This is a genomic window from Leifsonia lichenia, assembly GCF_054780215.1.
The window spans coordinates 347,469-364,331 of sequence record NZ_BAAGWT010000002.1; the positions used below are offsets into that span (position 1 = coordinate 347,469).

Genomic DNA, 16,863 nt, shown 5'->3' on the forward strand with positions numbered 1-16,863 from the left:
CGTGAGCGACACCATCCTCGAGGTCTCGAACCTCACGCTCGGCGTGCGCAACGGCAACCGGCCGCCGACGGTGATCGTCGACGACGTCTCGTTCCGGATCGCCAGAGGCGAGCGCTTCGGCATCGTCGGCGAATCGGGATCGGGGAAGTCGATGACGCTGCGCTCCATCGTCGGGCTGCTGCCGCGCGGAGTCGAGATCCTCAGCGGATCGCTGCGCTACGGCGACATCGACCTCGCTGCGACGACGGGTGCCGCACGGCGCGCGCTGATGGGACCGGAGATCGCGATGATCTTCCAGGAGCCGATGACCGCCCTGAACCCGGTGCTCCGCGTCGGCGACCAGATCGCGGAGGGCTCCCGCCGCCACCTCGGGCTCTCCAAGGCCGCTGCGTGGGAGCTCGCCGTGAGCATGATGGCGAAGACCGGGATCCCCGACCCTGCCAGGCGGGCGCGGGCATACCCGCACGAGCTGTCCGGAGGACTGCGGCAGCGCGTGATGATCGCGATGGCGCTCTCCTGCAAGCCGAAACTCCTGCTCTGCGACGAACCGACCACCGCGCTCGACGTGACCGTGCAGCACCAGGTGCTTCGTCTGCTGGAGGACCTGTGCGAGGAGGTCGGCGCATCCCTGCTGTTCGTCACGCACGACCTGGCCGTCGTGAACCAGACCTGCGACGAGCTCGCCGTGATGTACGCCGGCAGGATCGTGGAGCGTGGCACGGTCGAGCGCGTGTTCCGCAGGCCGGAGCATCCATACACCGCAGGGCTGCTCGCATCCGCTCCCGACTTCGACCAGCCGGATCGCGCCCTCGTCGCGATCCCGGGATTCCCGCCCAACCTGGCACACCGCACGGACGGCTGCGCCTTCGCGCCCCGCTGCGCGTTCGCGCAAGAGCACTGCCACGTGGCGTCCCCGCCGCTGGAGGAGCACGAAACCGGGCACGCCTCCGCGTGCTTCGAGGTGGGCAGACTGCTGGAGGCGACGGCATGACCGACGTGCAGGAACGCGAACAGACCACGATCCTCCGGGTCGCGGACATCACGAAGACCTACGACCTCGGCGGCCGGGGACCGTGGTCGCGCGGACCCAGAGCAACGCTCACCGCGCTCGACGGCGTCGACCTCGACCTGCGGCGCGGCGAGATCCTCGCGCTGGTCGGCGAGTCAGGTTCAGGGAAATCGACGCTCGCGAAGATCCTGGTCGGGAGCCTCACGCCCACCGACGGCAGCCTGGACTGGGATGCAGCAGCCGGGGCGCCGCGCGGACGCCATGCGGCACGACGGGTGCAGATGGTCTTCCAAGACCCGTACTCCTCGCTGAATCCGCGGCTCAGCGTTCGGGCGATGCTCAGCGAACTGCTCCTGCTGCACCGCATCGTCCCGCGTTCGGAGGTCACGGCGGAGTGCCTCCGCCTGCTCAACCAGGTCGGGCTGGACGCCGACGCGCTCGACGCATACCCCAGCCAGTTCTCCGGAGGGCAGCGACAACGGCTCGCCATCGCGCGTGCCCTGGCCGTGCGACCGGACGTCCTGATCGCCGACGAGCCGGTCTCCGCGCTCGACGTGTCCGTGCAGGCGACCATCCTCGATCTGTTCGGCACGCTGCAGCGGGACCTCGGCCTGAGCATCCTGTTCGTCGCCCACAACCTCGCCGTGGTCCAGCACCTGAGCCAGCGGGTCGCGGTCATGTATCTGGGGCGCATCGTCGAGGTGGCCGACACCGCAGAGCTGTTCTCGAACCCGCGGCACCCGTACACCAGGGCGCTGATCGACTCCATCCCGAGGATGAACCCGGGCAGCAGGAACAGTATGCCGATCCTGGACGGCGAGCCGCCGAGCCCGTTCGATCTGCCGACCGGGTGCCGGTTCAGCCCGCGTTGCGCCTTCGCGTCGGAGGAGTGCACCACCATCGACCCACCATTGATCCAGGTGGCGACCGACCACAGCGCCGCCTGCATCAAGTCCGCGGCACTACCGAGCATCGCCCCGACCGGCGAACAGAAGGAGAAGCAATGAAGGTCTGGATTTCGTTCGACATGGAAGGCGTCGCCGGCATCGTCGACTGGGACCAGTGCCGCCCGGGGAGCGGCCCGTCGTACGCGCTTGGATGCGACCTGCTGCAGGACGAGGTCAACGCTGCGATCACCGGCGCCATCGCCGGGGGAGCGACCGAGATCGTCCTGAACGACTCGCACAGCCGCATGGCCAACCTCGACCCGCGCAAGATCGCCGGTGGGGCGAAGTACCTGTCCGGCCGTCACAAGCCGCGCTACATGATGCAGGGCCTCGACGACACGTTCGACGCGATCTTCTTCGTCGGCTACCACGGTTCCATCTCCGGCCGCCCGTCGACGCTGTCGCACACATACAACCCGGAGGTCTTCACCAGAGCGGCCGTCAACGGCGTCGAGGTGGGGGAGAGCGGCATCAACGCGCTCGTCGCAGAGCACTACGGCGTTCCGATCGCGTTCCTGTCCGGGGATGCGGTGGTCCAGGAGGAGACCCGCCCGTTCGCTCCCGATGCGGTCACCGTCACCACCAAGGAGTCGATCACGCGGTTCAGCGCGCTGAACCTGCACCCGACGGAGTCCTGCCGCCTCATCGAGGCAGGAGCGAAGCAGGCCATGGAAGCCGTCGCCGCCGGACGCGTTGCGGGAACAGGGATCACGTCGCCGGTCGCCCTCGACCTCGAGTTCCAGACCGGGGACATGGCCGAGGTTGCCACGTGGGCGCGCGGTGTGGAGCGCACGGCGGAGCGGGCGGTGCGCATCCAGGGCGGCGACCTGCTCTCCGCGTTCGAGTCGTTCGTCGCGGTCAACTACATCACCCGTCAGGCGGGTGGCCGCTGATGACGACCAGGATCATCGACGTCGACCCGGGCGAGAACGGCTACGCCCTCGTGCTCCACGGAGGGGCAGGAGGCCGCCTGGAGGAGCTGTCCCTCGAAGCTCAGGGCCAGTACGCGCGCGGGCTGTCGGAGGCGCACGCGGCGGGAAGCGCCATCCTCGCTGCCGGCGGATCGGCGCTCGACGCGGTCTGCGAAACCGTGCGGCACCTCGAGGACAACGCGCTGTTCAACGCCGGGCGCGGAGCCGCGCTCACCGCATCCGGTGCAGCGGAGCTCGACGCCTGCGTGATGACGGGCGACGGGCGGGCGGGCGCGGTCGCCGTCTCCCGTGCGGCGAAGAACCCGGTGTTCCTCGCCAGAGCGGTGCTCGAGGAGTCGGGCCATGTGCTGCTCGTCTCTCCCCGGGACGAACAGGTCGAGGAGTGGGGACTCGAACTGGTGAGCCCTGACTACTTCGTGACGCCGGCGAGACAGCTCCAGCTCACGAACGTCCAGGCGCGCAAGCTGGAGGCGTCCAGGCACGGCACGGTGGGCGCCGTCGCCGTCGACCGGAGCGGTCGCGTCGCGGCGGCGACCTCGACGGGCGGCATGGTCAACCAGCGCGACGGCCGGGTGGGCGACACACCCGTCGTCGGAGCGGGCACATACGCCCGCGACGGCGTCGTCGCCGTCTCCTGCACCGGCGAGGGCGAGTCCTTCATCGAGGGTGTCGTCTCGCACGACATCTGCGCCAGGATGCGGTACACCGGCGCCGACCTCGCCACCGCTGTCGCGGCAACGATCGAGAGCGAACTCGACAGCAGGGGCGCAAGCGGCGGCATCATCGCCGTCGGCGCGGACGGACGGGTCGTCGTCGCCCACAACTCACCGGCGATGTTCGCCGCGTACCGCACTCCGGCCGAACTCGTCGCGCTGACGTAATACTGAGAGCACGCGCGACGAACTTCCACTGGAGGAAACACCCATGACACCGATCAAAGACGAGATCTTCGCCAGGATGGACGAGCTGAGCCCCGCCGAGCGCAAAGCCGCTCGCACGCTGCTGGCCGACTATCCGAGCGCCGGTCTTTCGAGCGCGGCGTCTCTCGCCAGGGCGGCAGGGACGAGCACGCCGACGGTGCTCCGGCTGATCGCCCGCCTGGAGATCGGCGGCTTCGCCGAGTTCCAGTCCCGCCTGCGCGCGGAGGTGTCGCACCAGCTCAACGCACCGGTGACGCGGGCGCAGCAGGTGCTGCCGCCCGGGACGGAGGAGAGCGTGTTCCGGCGATCGGTCGAACAGCGGGCCGGGCTCGTCGACCGGCTCTATTCGAGCATCCCGCCTGCCGAGTTCGACAGGGCGGTGGCCGCGCTCGGAGCCAAGCCGAAGTCCGTGCTGCTCTCCGGTGGGTACTTCTCGCGCCATCTCGCAGACATCCTGGCGATGCAGCTCGACCAGCTCATCCCCGGGGTCGAGTACGCGCCGGAGCCGCTCGGCCGCGACATCGGCAAGTACCTCGCGCTCAAGAAGGACGCCGTGGCGATCGTGTTCGACCTGCGCAGGTACGAGCTGGCGAGCAAGCAGGTCGCCGAGCTCGCCCGTGAGCAGGGGGCCACCGTCATCGTCATCACCGACGAGTTCCTCTCGCCGAGCGTCGAGGACGCGGACATCGTGCTGCCGGTGGCGGTCGAGGGCATTCCCTTCGACTCCTTCGCCGGTCTCATGGTGCTGATCGAGGCCCTGGTCGAGGGCGTGTTCCACGAGGTGGGGGAGCGGGCGATTCGCCGGATGAGCGCGTGGGAGGAGAAGGTGCACATCCACCGCTCCTTCCGCGCGAGTGAATATCAGAACCAACAGGACGGAAACTTCAGTGCAGACGGGTGAAACGAACGAGTTCGAGGGCCTCACCGCCGTCGTGACGGGCACCGCGCAGGGAATCGGCCAGGCCATCGTGGCCGAACTGGAGGGTGCAGGCGCGACAGTGATCGGCGTCGACCGCGACACAGTGGACCTCTCGAACACCGCGGCGGCGACCGAGTTCTTCGACCGGCTGCCGTCCGTGGACATCCTGGTCAACAACGCGGGCGGGGTCGTCGGTCAGACCCACACCCCGATCGACGAGCTGGTCGACTCCGACTGGTTCGCCGTGCTCGACGCCAACCTGCAGACCATGTTCCAGAGCACCAGAGCTGCCGCGGGCCGGATGAAGGAGCAGGGCTTCGGACGCATCGTCACCATCTCGTCCGGCGCGGGCCGCAGCGTGAGTCTGACAGGCATCCAGGCGTACACGACGGCCAAGGCCGCGCAGATCGGCTTCACCAGACAGCTCGCGCACGAGCTCGGCCCGTTCGGGGTCACGGTGAACTGCATCGCACCGGGGTTCGTGCTCTCGAACCCGTCGTCGCGGGCACAGTGGGCAGGCTACGGAGAGGACGGACAGCGCGCCATCCTCGAGAGGATCGCCACCCGCAGGGTCGGCGAGCCCGCCGACATCGCCAGAGGGGTCCGGTTCTTCGCGTCTCCCGACGCCGGCTGGATCAGCGGGCAGACCCTCTCGATCGACGGCGGCCACTCGCTGTTCTGACCAGCGTTCCCCGCGCCTGTCCACCCCATCGAACCCAAGGAACACCGTGAACGACAGCTCCACCGCGGCCTCCGCCGCGCTCTCCGACCTCGGCCGCCGCTACTTCACCACCCAGCACACCTTCGACCCGTACAGCGCGACGCTGCTCGGCATCCAGGACTTCGATCACCTCAGCAACGATCCGTCGATCGAGGCCAGCGAGCGGGCGGCAGCCGAATTCCGCGCCATCGCCGCCGAGCTCGATGCCATCCCCACCGGCGGGCTGAGCCAGGCGGAGCAGGTCGATCACGCGGTGCTCGGCACCCTCACCTGGGGCGCTGAACGGGATGCCCACCACGCGCAGTGGGCGGCGAACGCCTCGGCCAAGAGCTACGTGAGCAGGCAGGCGCTCATCTTTCAGGCGCTTCCCGCGATGACCATCGTGGATGCAGACGGCGCCGACCGCTACCTGTCGAGGCTCGACGGCGTCGCTGGATCGCTGAGCGCGCTGGCCGACCGCTACGACGTCGAGGCCGCCAGGGGCAGGGTCGCGCCGGCCGTCGGCATCGCGCACGCCGTGCAACAGCTCACCGGATACGCGGCGCTGCCGCTCGACCAGGACGTTCTGCTCAAACCGACCAGGAGCGCTGCGGGCGCCGGGGTGCGCGAGCGCGCAGAGCGGATCGTCGCCGACAGCATCCGGCCGGCCATGCTCGCCCTCGCCGAACGGATGCGCGACGGGCTCCTTCCCGGCGCCCGCGACGACGAGCACGTCGGCATCCTGAACGTGCCAGGCGGGGAGGACATCTATCGCGATTCCGTGCGCAGGCACACCACCACCGCGATGGATGCGCCGAGCATCCACCAGCTCGGGCTCGACATCATCGCAGAGCAGAGGGAGAGCTGGCGAGCGCTCGGCCTGAGCGCGCTCGGCACGAGCGACTTCGACGAGATCCGCCAGCGGCTCCGTGACGACCCGGCGCTGCGCTTCCGCACCCGCGAGCAGATCATCGACGTCGCGGAGAGGGCGCTCGCCAGGGCAGAGGCCGCGCGACCGCTCGCGTTCCCCCCGTTCGACATCGCGGACTGCGTGATCGAGGAGATCAACCCGATCGACGCCGAGCACGCTGCGCTGGCATACTACCGTCCGCCCGCGGCGGACGGCAGCCGTCCCGGCGCCCACTGCCTGCTCACCACGGACCCGCCGAGCAGGTACTCCTACGAGTACGAGGCCCTCGCGTTCCACGAGTCGACGCCCGGCCATCACCTGCAGCTCGCCACGGCGCAAACCCTCGACATCCCGCGTTACCGTCGCTACCTCGACACCGAGCTCTGCGGCTTCATCGAGGGCTGGGGTCTCTACGCGGAGAAGCTCGCGGACGAGCTCGGGCTGTACACCGACGACCTGCAGCGCCTCGGGATGCTCTCCTTCTCCTCGCTGCGTGCCTGCCGGCTGGTGATCGACACGGGCATCCACCACTACGGCTGGTCGCGGGAACGCGCCATGCGGTTCATGTGGGAGAACACGGTCACCACCGAGGCGAACGTGCGCAATGAGATCGATCGCTACATCGCCTGGCCAGGGCAGGCCCTGGCGTACATGATCGGGCGTCAGGAGATCGTGCGGCTGCGGTCGGAAGCCGAGCGCACGCTGGGCGACCGCTTCTCGCTTCCCGGCTTCCACGGCGCCGTCCTCGGGAACGGCGCCGTGCCCCTGTCCGTCCTGGCGGGCGCTGTTCAGCGCTGGCAGGCAGACATCACCACTCAGAAAGGTCACGCATGAACGTCACGATCAATGGCTGCAGGCTGAACGTCGAGGTCTTCGGGCCGGAGGACGGGCCCGTGCTCATCGCCCATCACGGCGGTGGAGGCATCGGGTCGCTGGCCGAACCGCGGGCGACCTTCGGCCCGCTGGCCGACCGGTTCCGCGTCATCGTCTTCGACGCGCGCGGGTGTGGGCTGAGCGAGGGCGTCCCGCCGTATTCGCACCAGCAGTGGGCCGCCGACGTGGATGCGATCCGCGAGTGGGCAGGAGTGGAGAAGGTGGTCGTCGCCGGCGGTTCGTACGGCGGGTTCATCGCGCTCGAGTACGCGGTCGCATACCCGGAGCACGTCTCGGCGATCATCCTGCGCGACACCTCGGCGGACGGCAGCAACCTCGCGCTCGCCTTCGAGAACGCGCGCACCCAGGACAGGGTGGAGATCAACTGGGACAACTTCAACAGGTACTGGGGCGGAGAGATCCGCGACGACGCCGATCTGAAGGCCTGCTGGGCAGAGCTCATCCCGCTCTACGACTTCGACTACGACGCGGAGAAGTCCGCAGCGCGCGTCGAGGCCGGCATTTACCGCCACGAGTCTCACAACTGGTGCTTCCAGCAGAACTGGCCGATCTACGACGTGAAGCCCGCCCTCCCGGACATCGCGGTGCCGACCCTCGTGACCGTCGGACGCAAGGACTGGGTGACCCCGGTGAGCGCGTCCGAGACGATCGCCTCCCTGATTCCCGATGCCGAGCTCGTGATCTTCGAGAAGTCGGGCCACTCGCCCCAGGTGGAGGAGGCGGAAGAGTTCCAGCGGGTGCTTCGCGCGTTCGTCGATCGCGCTGTTCCCGCTCTGGCGGTGGCGCGATGAGGATGCACATCATCGGCGCGGGGGCCATCGGCGGCACGATCGGCGCCCTGATGACCCTCGATGGCCACGACGTCACCCTCTGCGACGCCGACGCGGCGCACGTCGACGCGATCAATCGGGACGGTCTGCGGATCGAGGGCCCGGTGAACGAGTTCACCGTGCGCATCCCCGCCATTCTGCCCGACCAGTTGCCCGCTGTCGTCGACCGCGCCATCGTCGCCGTCAAGAGCCACCACACCGGCTCTGTCGCCGACCTGCTCGCGCCGCGCCTCGCCGAGGACGGCTACGTCCTCACGGTGCAGAACGGTCTCACCGCCGACATCCTCACCGGTGCTCTCGGGCGCGACAGGGTGGTGTCGAGCTTCGTGAACTTCGGGGCCGACGTGATGGGCCCTGGGCGCATCATGCAGGGCAACGTCGCGACCTTCCGGGTCGGCGAGCTCGATGGAGGACGCATCACCCCACGCGTGCGAGAGCTCGCGGACGCCCTCCCGTATGCGGAGGCGACCGACAACGTGCTCGGCTATCTGTGGGGAAAGGAGGCGTACGGGGCGATGCTGTGGGCAGGGGCCGTCTCCGACCTCTCCATCGCGGACTCGCTCGAGGACCCGCGCTATCGCCCCGTGATGATCGCCATCGCGTCCGAAGTGCTCGCGCAGGCCCCGGTGACGGTCGAGAGCTTCGACGGCTTCGTGCCGGACGACCTCGAAGGCTCCCTCGACCGCCTCGCGGCCTTCAACCGCCGCAGCGCCAAGACGCACAGCGGCATCTACCGCGATCTCACCGTGCGGAAGCGCAAGACCGAGATCGATGAGATGCTCCGCGATGTCGACGGGCCGATCTTCCGAAAGGTCGGTGACATCATCCACGACATCGAGAACGGCGATCGCGTGTGCGAGACCGCCAACCTCGACGAGCTCGCCGACTTCGTCAGCCGATCCGCTTCTTCCACCGCGCAGCGTAGCTGAGCGGAACGAAGCCGATGACCTCGTTCACGTCGAGCATCGGGCGGTTGTCCTCGGCGTTCATCGTCTCCACGATCCTGGCGTCGGGGAAGCGGGCGCTCAGCTCGCGCAGATTGGTGAGCTTCAGGAGCATCCCGAGGCGGTGGCCGCGGTGGTCGGCGAGGACCAGCGTGTCCATTTGCTCGACGGGGCGCTCCGGTTCGGTCGGGACGCCGAGTTCCGTGTAGCCGGCCGGGCGTCCCGTCGCGGTCTCGACCGCGATCGTCGTCAGCATGGCCATCGGGCTCTCCGCCCAGACGTCGTCGAACGCGCGGATGCGGTCCGCGGTCCAGACGTCCTCGGTCTGCTCCATGCCGGCGTTCGGGGTGTCCGTGGTCATCCGGGTGCGCATCAGCGCGAATGCGTCCACCCAGTCGTCGGGCGTCCTGCCCTCCCAGGTGACCGTGTGGTAACCGGAGGCGGCGGTCCGCGCTGTGCCGAGGCTCGACGCGGCGAGCTGCGGATCCAGGGGGAGGGTGAGGCCGCTCATCCTCCCGACCTGCTCCAGGGTGAAGCCGTAGCGGATCAGGAACCGGGTGGATGCGAGACCGGCGGGCACAGACCCGAACCCGGTGGGGGCCGGGATGCTGTCTCCGCCGAGACCCGCGGGGAAATCGGTCTGGTTCTGGATGGTGCGGCGTCCGGCGTCCCGCGCCATCTGCTCCAGGCGCTCGTACAGCGCGGAGCCGATCCCTGCCGCACGGTATTCGGGCAGCACGGACACCGCCGACCAGCATTCGGGGGCGTCGCCGGGCAGGGCCAGCGTGCCGCGGCCGACGACACGGCCGTCGACGGTGGCGATGAGGCCGCGCGAGAGGGTCGCCTGGTCTTTCCACTGCGGGAGCAGCTCGGCGGCGGCGACCTCGGGGGCGGCGGCGGGGAAGTTGTCTCCGCGCAACTCCGCCTCCACGATGCTGCGCACCGTGGCCATGCCGATGAAGCCGGCGGCGTCTGGGGCGTCGACGCTGTCGGGAACCGTGACCGTGGAGATGGTGAAGGCGTGGCCGGTGGCGCTGGCGCGATCGGGGGAGGAAACGGACGCGGAAGAGTATTCAGAAGATGACATGGTGACCTCGGTTTGCAGGATCGATCGACTCACCCACGGTCGTGGGGAGGAAGGGAACCACTGCTAACGGATCACGATGGACAGTGTTGCACGACGGCGACACGGAGGGCAAGAGGGTTCTTGTGCTCGGTCGCCGGATGCCGATTGAATGACGGGATGAGCACCGTGGACCCGACCATCGCCCGCCGCGAGCGAGCCGCACGGCGGCCGTCCAACGTCCGGGTCGCGGTCGTGCTGCTGCTCCTGCTGGTCGGGGGTCTGGCGGCCGGGTACGGCTGGGGCGGGTTCGGCACGATGATGCAGGAGCAGCCGGAGGAGCCTCCTGTGCTCGTGCTGGTGGCGATCCCGGTCGGGATGCTGCTGGCGATCGCCGCATCCATCGCGTGGGCTGCGATCGTGCTGAAGCGCGGCGACCTCGGCATGATGTACGGGAACGCCACCGTGCTCCTCGGTGCCGGTGTCGGGGCGATCATGGTCTCTGCGGACAGCGGCCCCGCGCTCGTCACGTACATCGGGTACGGTCTGCTGGCCCTGGCCGCGGTGTGCCTGCTGCTCGGGGTCGCCGCAGCCGGTGCGCGCAGGAGGCGCGCCGGCGCTGAGGAGTCGGCCATGCGGTCTGGCACCCAGGTCGCCGCCGTGGTCACCGACAAGGGATACACGGTGTTCCATGAGAGCGACCGGATCTTCACAACGGTCACCTTCGGGTTCACCGACCTGCAGGGCGTGCAGCGCTGGGTGCAGCGGCCGATGGTGGTGCGGGCGGAAGACCCCATCCAGGACGGTCAGCAGACGCGGCTGTGGTTCGACGCCGCGAATCCGGGCGACGACAAGGCCATCGTGGTCGAGCTGGCACACGCGTCGCCGCTGCGGGCGCCTCTGCCGCGCCGGTGAGCGGCGTGAGCGGGCTTTCAGGACACTCAGTGCGCCTCCAAGCTGACCGATAGGTCTTATAGCTAGTATTTCGACATTCCTGCTTACGCCTCACCTCCGAAGGACCCTCGATGACCGACTTGCCGCGTCGGCACCAGCGCGCCAAGGGGCCGACCGCCGTGCGGCACGGCCGTCTTCCCCGCCGCCGCGCCGTCGGCACGATCATGCGGATCGTCGCAGCGGTGGTCGCCGTGGCGGTGGTGAGCGCCGGCGGGATCGCCGCGTACGCGGTCTGGGACGTCGCGCGCTCGGTCAAGACCGGCGTCGTCCTCGCGGCGCTGCCCGGGCACACCAAGCAGGCCATCCCGAACGTCGGCGCCATCCAGGGCGGCGTCAACCTGCTCCTCACCGGCACAGACAGCCGCAGCAACCTCGGCGGCGTCTACAACTCGGCGGACGAGCAGGATGCGAGCAGCGGCGAGGGCAACAACGACGTGACGATGCTGCTGCACATCGCCCAGGACCACAAGAGCGCGATGGTCATCAGCTTCCCGCGCGACCTGATGGTCGAGATCCCGGACTGCCCTGCGCCGACCGGCGGCGGCACCGTCGACGGATCGAGCAGCGCGATGTTCAACACGGCGCTGTCGCGCGGCGGCCTGCCCTGCGTCGTCCTCACCGTGGAGAAGATGACGGGAGTCGACATCCCGTTCGCCGCCGTGATCAACTTCAACGGCGTGAGCGCCATGTCCAACGCGATCGGCGGCGTCACGGTCTGCCTCGCCACGCCGGTCACCGACGACTACACGAACCCGCCGCTCGACCTGCCCTCCGGTGAGAACACCCTGGTCGGCGATGTCGCGTTGTCGTTCTTGCGCAGCAGGCACGGCGTCGGCGACGGCAGCGACCTCGGCAGGATCAGCAACCAGCAGGTGTTCCTGTCCGCGCTGGCCAGGAAAGTCGTCTCCGGTGGTGTGCTCGGGAACCCGGTGCAGCTCTACGGGCTGGCGAAGGCCGCGGTGGAGAACATCACGCCGTCCGACACACTGACCAACCCGACCACGCTGGTCGAGATCGCCCTCGCGCTGAAGGACACCGGGCTCGACAACATGGTGTTCATGCAGTACCCGGCCGTGACCGACCCGGACGACGTGAACCGTGTGATCGTGGACGACACGGCGGCGCAGGCGATCAACACCGCCCTGGTCAACGACCAGCCGGTGAAGCTCACCGGCACGACGGGACGCGCTGCGGAGGACCAGGCGGGCACGGGGACGCCGACGGCGCCCGCAGCGCCGGGCACGACGACGGCGCCGGATACGACGGCACCGGGCACGACGGCACCGGGCACGACAGGGCCGTCGCCCGGCGACACGTCCACCCCGCCCGCGACGTCCGGCCCGATCGAGCTGCCCAGCAGCATCACCGGCCAGACCGCAGCGCAACAGACCTGCACGAAGGGCAACAACTAGCAGGGAAGGTCACGGCATCGGCGGCACCACCAGGAAGTGCCAGCCGAGCCACCACCAGAACAGCAGGATGGTGAAGCGCGCCGCGCGGTCGGCGAGCACCACGTCGAGCAGGGTGGAGAACCTCGCGATCCGCAGCGGGTCACGGTGGGACTGCAGCACCAGCGCGGCCATCGCGACACCGCAGAGCAGGAAGCCCGCGATGGTCACCTCCCTCATCGTCGTCCCCGTCTGATCAGGGCGTAGCCGCCCGCGAGCCAGAGCACGACGAGCGCCGCGCGGGCGGGTGGCCAGGCGACGGCAGGGTCGACGAGGTCGGAGAGGGCGGGGAAGTCGTTCTCGGCCGTGGGTGAGGGGCGCCCGAGGAAGAAGACCGCGATCTCCCACGCGCATCCGGCGACGATGACGGCCGACCACGCGATGGCGGCGCGGCGCACGGCCGCACCGGCGCTCGCATCCGCGGCTCCCGCTTCCACTGCTCCGGATGCGCGCGCCCGATCCGTCCACACCACCGGCAGCAGAAGCACGCCCAAGCCGACCACGATCGCCGTGTCGATGCCGCCGTAGAGCGGGGCGAACGCGAAGGTGACCGCCGCGACCCCGATCAGCGTGTATGCCACGATGCGACGGGACAGCGTCTCCCTGTCCGGCAGCGCGCGCAACGGGATGCGCAGCCAGCCCAGCCCGTCCAGAGCGATCACGACGGCCCCGCCCAGGAAGATCCACGCATCCACCGGAGCGCCGCGGAGAAAGTGGAACACCGCGGTGAGGACGAGCACCAGCAGCCAGGCGAGGCGCGTGACGATGGCGATCCGGGTCGCCGCGGGCCCCGATCGCGCGGAGACTGGGCGCGACTCATCGGACATCTCGAATACAGGCTACGCCCGGCGCAGGGCGGGAGCCCCCTGGGAGCCCGCTGCTGTTGCTATCCGGGCGCGCTCCCCGTTTACTGAGAACATGGTATCCGAGCGTATGTCGCCGACGCAGCGCAGGGTGCTGCTGATCGCGATTCTGGCGAGTTTCGTCGCCTTCCTCGACGGCGCTGTGATCAACGTGGCGCTCCCCGCGATCTCGAAGGAGCTGGGCGGCGGGCTTCCTCTGCAGCAGTGGGTGGTCGACGCCTACCTGGTGACGCTCGGCTCGCTCATCCTGATCGCCGGGTCGCTGTCCGACGTCTTCGGGCGGAAACGGGTGCTGTACGCCGGCCTCATCGGCTTCCTGATCACCTCGCTGCTCTGCGCGTTCGCGCCGACCGGGGTGTTCTTGGTCGTCGCCCGCGCGCTGCAGGGCGTCGCCGGGGCGCTGCTGGTGCCGAGTTCGCTCGCGATCATCATCTCGACGTTCTCCGGTGCGGCGCAGGCGAAGGCGATCGGCCGCTGGACCGCGTGGACGGGTGTGGCGATGATCGCCGGTCCCGTGCTCGGCGGCATCTTCGTGGACACGCTCTCCTGGCGCTGGGTCTTCGTGATCAACGTGGTGCCGATCGGCATCACCCTGGCCATGATGCTCGGCCTCAAGCAGAGCGACCACGGGATGGGCGGCCGCGTCGACGTGCTCGGCGCCGTCCTCGGGTCCGTCGGTCTGGCGGGCACCGTTTTCGCGCTGATCGAGCAGGGCGTGTACGGCTGGGGGAGCCCGCGTGTCTTCCTCCCGCTGATCCTTGGCCTGGTCTCACTCGCCGCGTTCTTCTTCTGGCAGACCAGGGCGAAGCAGCCGATGCTGCCGCTCGGGCTGTTCCGGGTGCACAACTTCTGGGTGGGCAACATCGCCACTGCTCTCGTCTACGGCGCGCTCGCGTTCGCGCCGCTCACCGTCACGCTCTACCTGCAGCAGGTGGCAGGGTTCGCGGCGACGGCGGCAGGGTTCGTCTTCATCCCGTCGACGCTGTGCATGTTGCTGCTCTCCGGCGTGTTCGGCGGACTCGCGGGGAAGTACGGCCCGCGGCTGTTCATGGCGATCGGCCCGGTCATCGCGGCGTGCGGGTTCCTCTGGCTACTGACGATGGGGGAGGACGTGAACTTCTGGACGAACCTCCTGCCCGCCGTCCTCCTGTTCGGGGTCGGGCTCTCGATCACGGTGGCGCCGCTGACCAGCGCGATCCTCGGGTCGATCCACCCCGCACAGGCAGGCATCGGCTCGGCGGTCAACAACGCGGTGTCGAGGATCGCCGGGCTGGTGACGGTCGCGATGATCGGGCTGATCGTCGGCGGCACGCTCGACAGGGCAGGGCTCGACAGGGCGATGATCACCGCTGCCGCGCTGATGCTGGTGGGCGGCGTCGTCTCGGCCATCGGCATCCGCAACCATGAGCCTGCGGCGGAGAAGGTTCAGACGGTCGTCGACTGACCGGCGAACGCGAGCATCAGCACGTCGACGATCGCGCATCCCATGATGAACTGCATCAGCAGGCGCGTCGGCGAGCGGCGCAGCAGCAGCACGACTCCGGCGACGGCGATCCCGATGCCGATCACCAGACCGATCAGCAACGGGATGCGCGGAGGCCAGCCGGGCCCGAACGCGATCAGGATGCTCGCAGCGGCGAGACACGAGAACGCGAGCAGCCCGCTCGGCACCGCCCCCATCCGGTGCGGCAGTCCCCGGATGCCCGTGCGGTCGTCGTCCGCAAGGTCCGGCAGCACGTTGGTCACGTGGGCGGCGACGCCGAGCAGGGCTCCCGCTGCGACGACCCAGGCGGCGGCGAACCGCGGCGGTTCGAGGCCGAGCGTCGCGATGGCGGGCAGGAGCCCGAAGCTGATCGCGAACGGCAGGAACGAGATCGCGGTGGCCTTGAGCCCCAGGTTGTACGCCCAGCCGCCCGCGATGGCGATGGCGTGTGCCAGGGTCGCCAGCGGCCCGAGCAGCAGGGTGACGAGGATCGCGGCGAGCAGCGCGGCGAACGACCAGGCGCGGACCGTCGTCGCGCGGATGGCCCCGCGCGCCGCCGGTTTGTCCGCGCGCTCGACCTGCGCATCCCGTGCGGCGTCGAGCCAGTCGTTCGACCAGCCGATGGAGAGCTGGCCGAGCAGGATCGCCAGAGCGAGCAGCAGCAGCCGGCCGGGCGGATAGCCGAGACCCGCCCCGAGCACGGTGGCGACGACTGTCACGACGACGCTCGGGCCGGGGTGGCTGGCGAGCAGCAGCGCCGACACGGAGCGCGCCCGTGGCCTCGCCGTGCCGACCGCACCGGCCTTCGTGCGCTGTGTCATGAGCGCCATGCTAGGCCGATCTGCTGTCTTGCAAAAGACTTGCGCTGTCTTGCAAGGAATTGCGTATGCTGAGCGCATGTCGAAACGTCTCGCCGAGGTCGCTCGCAAGGTCGGAGTCAGTGAAGCGACGGTCAGCCGCGTCCTGAACGAGAAACCGGGTGTGTCCGAGGCGACCAGACAGGCGGTGCTCACGGCCCTGGATGTTCTGGGCTACGAACGCCCGACCAAGTTGCGCGGCGAGCGTGCCCGCCTGGTCGGACTGGTGCTGCCCGAGCTGCAGAACCCGATCTTCCCCGCGTTCGCGGAGGTCATCGGCGGAGCGCTAGCGCAGAACGGATACACCCCCGTGCTCTGCACGCAGACGGCCGGGGGCATCTCCGAGTCCGACTACGTCGAACTGCTGTTGCAGCAGCAGGTGTCCGGAGTCGTCTTCGTCGGGGGCGCGTACGCCCAGCAGGATGCGTCGCACGAGCACTACGCCAGGCTCACCGACCTGAATCTGCCGACGGTGCTGGTCAATGCACCTGTCGACGACCTGCACTTCGCGACGGTGTCCTGCGACGACACGGTCGCCACAGCCCAGGCGCTCGGCCACCTGCGGTCGCTCGGGCACGAGCGGATCGGCCTGCTGCTCGGGCCGAGGGATCACGTCCCGTCGCAGCGGAAGCTCGCGGCCGCCAAGCGCATCGTGGCGAGCTGGGGCGACGAGTTCGACGACGAGCTGGTCGTGCACTCGCTGTACTCGCTGGAGGCAGGCCAGGCGGGGGCCGCCAGGCTTCTGAAGGCCGGGGTCACCGCGATCGTCTGCGCGAGCGACCCGATGGCGCTCGGCGCGATCCGGGCGGTGCGCCGCGCCGGTCTCTCGGTTCCGGCGGACGTCTCCATCGTCGGCTACGACGACTCGGCGCTGATGAACTGCACCGAGCCCCCTCTGACGACGGTGCGCCAGCCGATCGAGCCCATGGGGCGAACGGTGATCGAACTGCTGCTGCGTCAGATCTCGAGCGATTCCGCGATCTCGGACGAGCTGTTCTTCGAGCCGGAGCTGGTGGTTCGCGGGTCGACGGGACCGGCTCTGCAGACGTAATTGTTATGCAATTCGGCGCAAATGTACGCAAACGAATTACTCTCTGTCAGTTTCTTGCAGTGAACTGTCATTAACGCTACATTCGGCTCAACGACGACGGAGCCGGCTGTTCGGGCACGTCGACGTGACGACCGAACCG

The 16,863-nt window shown here is 69.2% G+C and carries 17 protein-coding genes; 13 read left to right on the forward strand and 4 right to left on the reverse strand.

Translation table 11 applies throughout. The features are described from left to right. Window position 1 precedes the first annotated feature (1 nt). From ACYVGI_RS06180 to ACYVGI_RS06220, 9 genes are read left to right on the forward strand one after another with little or no spacing between them, the layout of a single operon-like run. Entirely contained in the window at window positions 2-991 is a 990-nt protein-coding gene (locus tag ACYVGI_RS06180) for an ABC transporter ATP-binding protein (RefSeq protein ID WP_460631767.1), read from the forward strand. Then, on the forward strand, window positions 988-2,016 hold the full coding sequence (locus tag ACYVGI_RS06185) for an ABC transporter ATP-binding protein (protein WP_460631768.1): 1,029 nt from the start codon (window positions 988-990) through the stop codon (window positions 2,014-2,016). Before ACYVGI_RS06180 ends, ACYVGI_RS06185 begins: the two co-directional genes overlap by 4 nt. Next, on the forward strand, window positions 2,013-2,849 hold the full coding sequence (locus tag ACYVGI_RS06190; protein ID WP_460631769.1) for a M55 family metallopeptidase: 837 nt from the start codon (window positions 2,013-2,015) through the stop codon (window positions 2,847-2,849). Before ACYVGI_RS06185 ends, ACYVGI_RS06190 begins: the two co-directional genes overlap by 4 nt. Further along, a complete protein-coding gene (locus ACYVGI_RS06195; protein WP_460631770.1) occupies window positions 2,849-3,769 on the forward strand; it encodes an isoaspartyl peptidase/L-asparaginase family protein in 921 nt (306 codons plus the stop codon). The genes ACYVGI_RS06190 and ACYVGI_RS06195 overlap by 1 nt, the downstream gene beginning before the upstream one ends. Before the next feature lie 43 nt (window positions 3,770-3,812). Beyond that, window positions 3,813-4,709 (forward strand): MurR/RpiR family transcriptional regulator, encoded by an 897-nt coding sequence (locus ACYVGI_RS06200; protein WP_460631771.1) that lies wholly within the window; start codon window positions 3,813-3,815, stop codon window positions 4,707-4,709. Then, the gene (locus tag ACYVGI_RS06205) at window positions 4,696-5,409 is read left to right on the forward strand and encodes an SDR family NAD(P)-dependent oxidoreductase (protein WP_460631772.1); all 714 of its coding nucleotides are present in this window, start codon (window positions 4,696-4,698) and stop codon (window positions 5,407-5,409) included. Before ACYVGI_RS06200 ends, ACYVGI_RS06205 begins: the two co-directional genes overlap by 14 nt. Before the next feature lie 46 nt (window positions 5,410-5,455). Next, the gene (locus tag ACYVGI_RS06210) at window positions 5,456-7,171 is read left to right on the forward strand and encodes a DUF885 domain-containing protein (protein WP_460631773.1); all 1,716 of its coding nucleotides are present in this window, start codon (window positions 5,456-5,458) and stop codon (window positions 7,169-7,171) included. Continuing rightward, window positions 7,168-8,022: an alpha/beta fold hydrolase gene (locus ACYVGI_RS06215; protein ID WP_460631774.1), complete on the forward strand. Its 855-nt coding sequence runs from the start codon at window positions 7,168-7,170 to the stop codon at window positions 8,020-8,022. The genes ACYVGI_RS06210 and ACYVGI_RS06215 overlap by 4 nt, the downstream gene beginning before the upstream one ends. Continuing rightward, window positions 8,019-8,990 carry a ketopantoate reductase family protein gene (locus ACYVGI_RS06220; RefSeq protein ID WP_460631775.1) on the forward strand — a complete coding sequence of 324 codons (972 nt, stop codon included), beginning with the start codon at window positions 8,019-8,021 and terminating at the stop codon, window positions 8,988-8,990. The genes ACYVGI_RS06215 and ACYVGI_RS06220 overlap by 4 nt, the downstream gene beginning before the upstream one ends. Here ACYVGI_RS06220 and ACYVGI_RS06225 read toward each other — a convergent pair. Further along, window positions 8,953-10,092, reverse strand: a complete 1,140-nt coding sequence (locus ACYVGI_RS06225) for a GNAT family N-acetyltransferase (RefSeq protein ID WP_460631776.1) — start codon at window positions 10,090-10,092, stop codon at window positions 8,953-8,955. The genes ACYVGI_RS06220 and ACYVGI_RS06225 overlap by 38 nt on opposite strands. Before the next feature lie 156 nt (window positions 10,093-10,248). Here ACYVGI_RS06225 and ACYVGI_RS06230 point away from each other — a divergent pair, with 156 nt between their 5' ends. After that, window positions 10,249-10,983, forward strand: coding sequence for a hypothetical protein (locus ACYVGI_RS06230; RefSeq protein ID WP_460631777.1), 735 nt, complete (start codon window positions 10,249-10,251; stop codon window positions 10,981-10,983). 110 nt (window positions 10,984-11,093) lie between these two features. Next, window positions 11,094-12,434, forward strand: coding sequence for an LCP family protein (locus ACYVGI_RS06235; RefSeq protein ID WP_460631778.1), 1,341 nt, complete (start codon window positions 11,094-11,096; stop codon window positions 12,432-12,434). A gap of 9 nt (window positions 12,435-12,443) precedes the next feature. Here the strand turns inward: ACYVGI_RS06235 and ACYVGI_RS06240 are convergent, their stop codons facing one another. Further along, window positions 12,444-12,641 carry a DUF6186 family protein gene (locus ACYVGI_RS06240; RefSeq protein ID WP_460631779.1) on the reverse strand — a complete coding sequence of 66 codons (198 nt, stop codon included), beginning with the start codon at window positions 12,639-12,641 and terminating at the stop codon, window positions 12,444-12,446. A 5-nt stretch (window positions 12,642-12,646) separates the two neighbouring features. Then, window positions 12,647-13,297 carry a hypothetical protein gene (locus ACYVGI_RS06245; RefSeq protein WP_460631780.1) on the reverse strand — a complete coding sequence of 217 codons (651 nt, stop codon included), beginning with the start codon at window positions 13,295-13,297 and terminating at the stop codon, window positions 12,647-12,649. Between the two features lie 91 nt (window positions 13,298-13,388). Between ACYVGI_RS06245 and ACYVGI_RS06250 the strand changes: the two genes are divergently transcribed. Beyond that, window positions 13,389-14,777 (forward strand): MFS transporter, encoded by a 1,389-nt coding sequence (locus ACYVGI_RS06250; protein ID WP_460631781.1) that lies wholly within the window; start codon window positions 13,389-13,391, stop codon window positions 14,775-14,777. Here the strand turns inward: ACYVGI_RS06250 and ACYVGI_RS06255 are convergent. Then, window positions 14,759-15,637, reverse strand: coding sequence for a UbiA family prenyltransferase (locus tag ACYVGI_RS06255; RefSeq protein ID WP_460631782.1), 879 nt, complete (start codon window positions 15,635-15,637; stop codon window positions 14,759-14,761). The two genes, ACYVGI_RS06250 and ACYVGI_RS06255, sit on opposite strands and share 19 nt — an antisense overlap. A 76-nt stretch (window positions 15,638-15,713) precedes the next feature. Here ACYVGI_RS06255 and ACYVGI_RS06260 point away from each other — a divergent pair, with 76 nt between their 5' ends. After that, complete coding sequence (locus ACYVGI_RS06260) at window positions 15,714-16,724, forward strand: LacI family DNA-binding transcriptional regulator (RefSeq protein WP_460631783.1); 1,011 nt, start codon at window positions 15,714-15,716, stop codon at window positions 16,722-16,724. Window positions 16,725-16,863 lie beyond the last annotated feature (139 nt).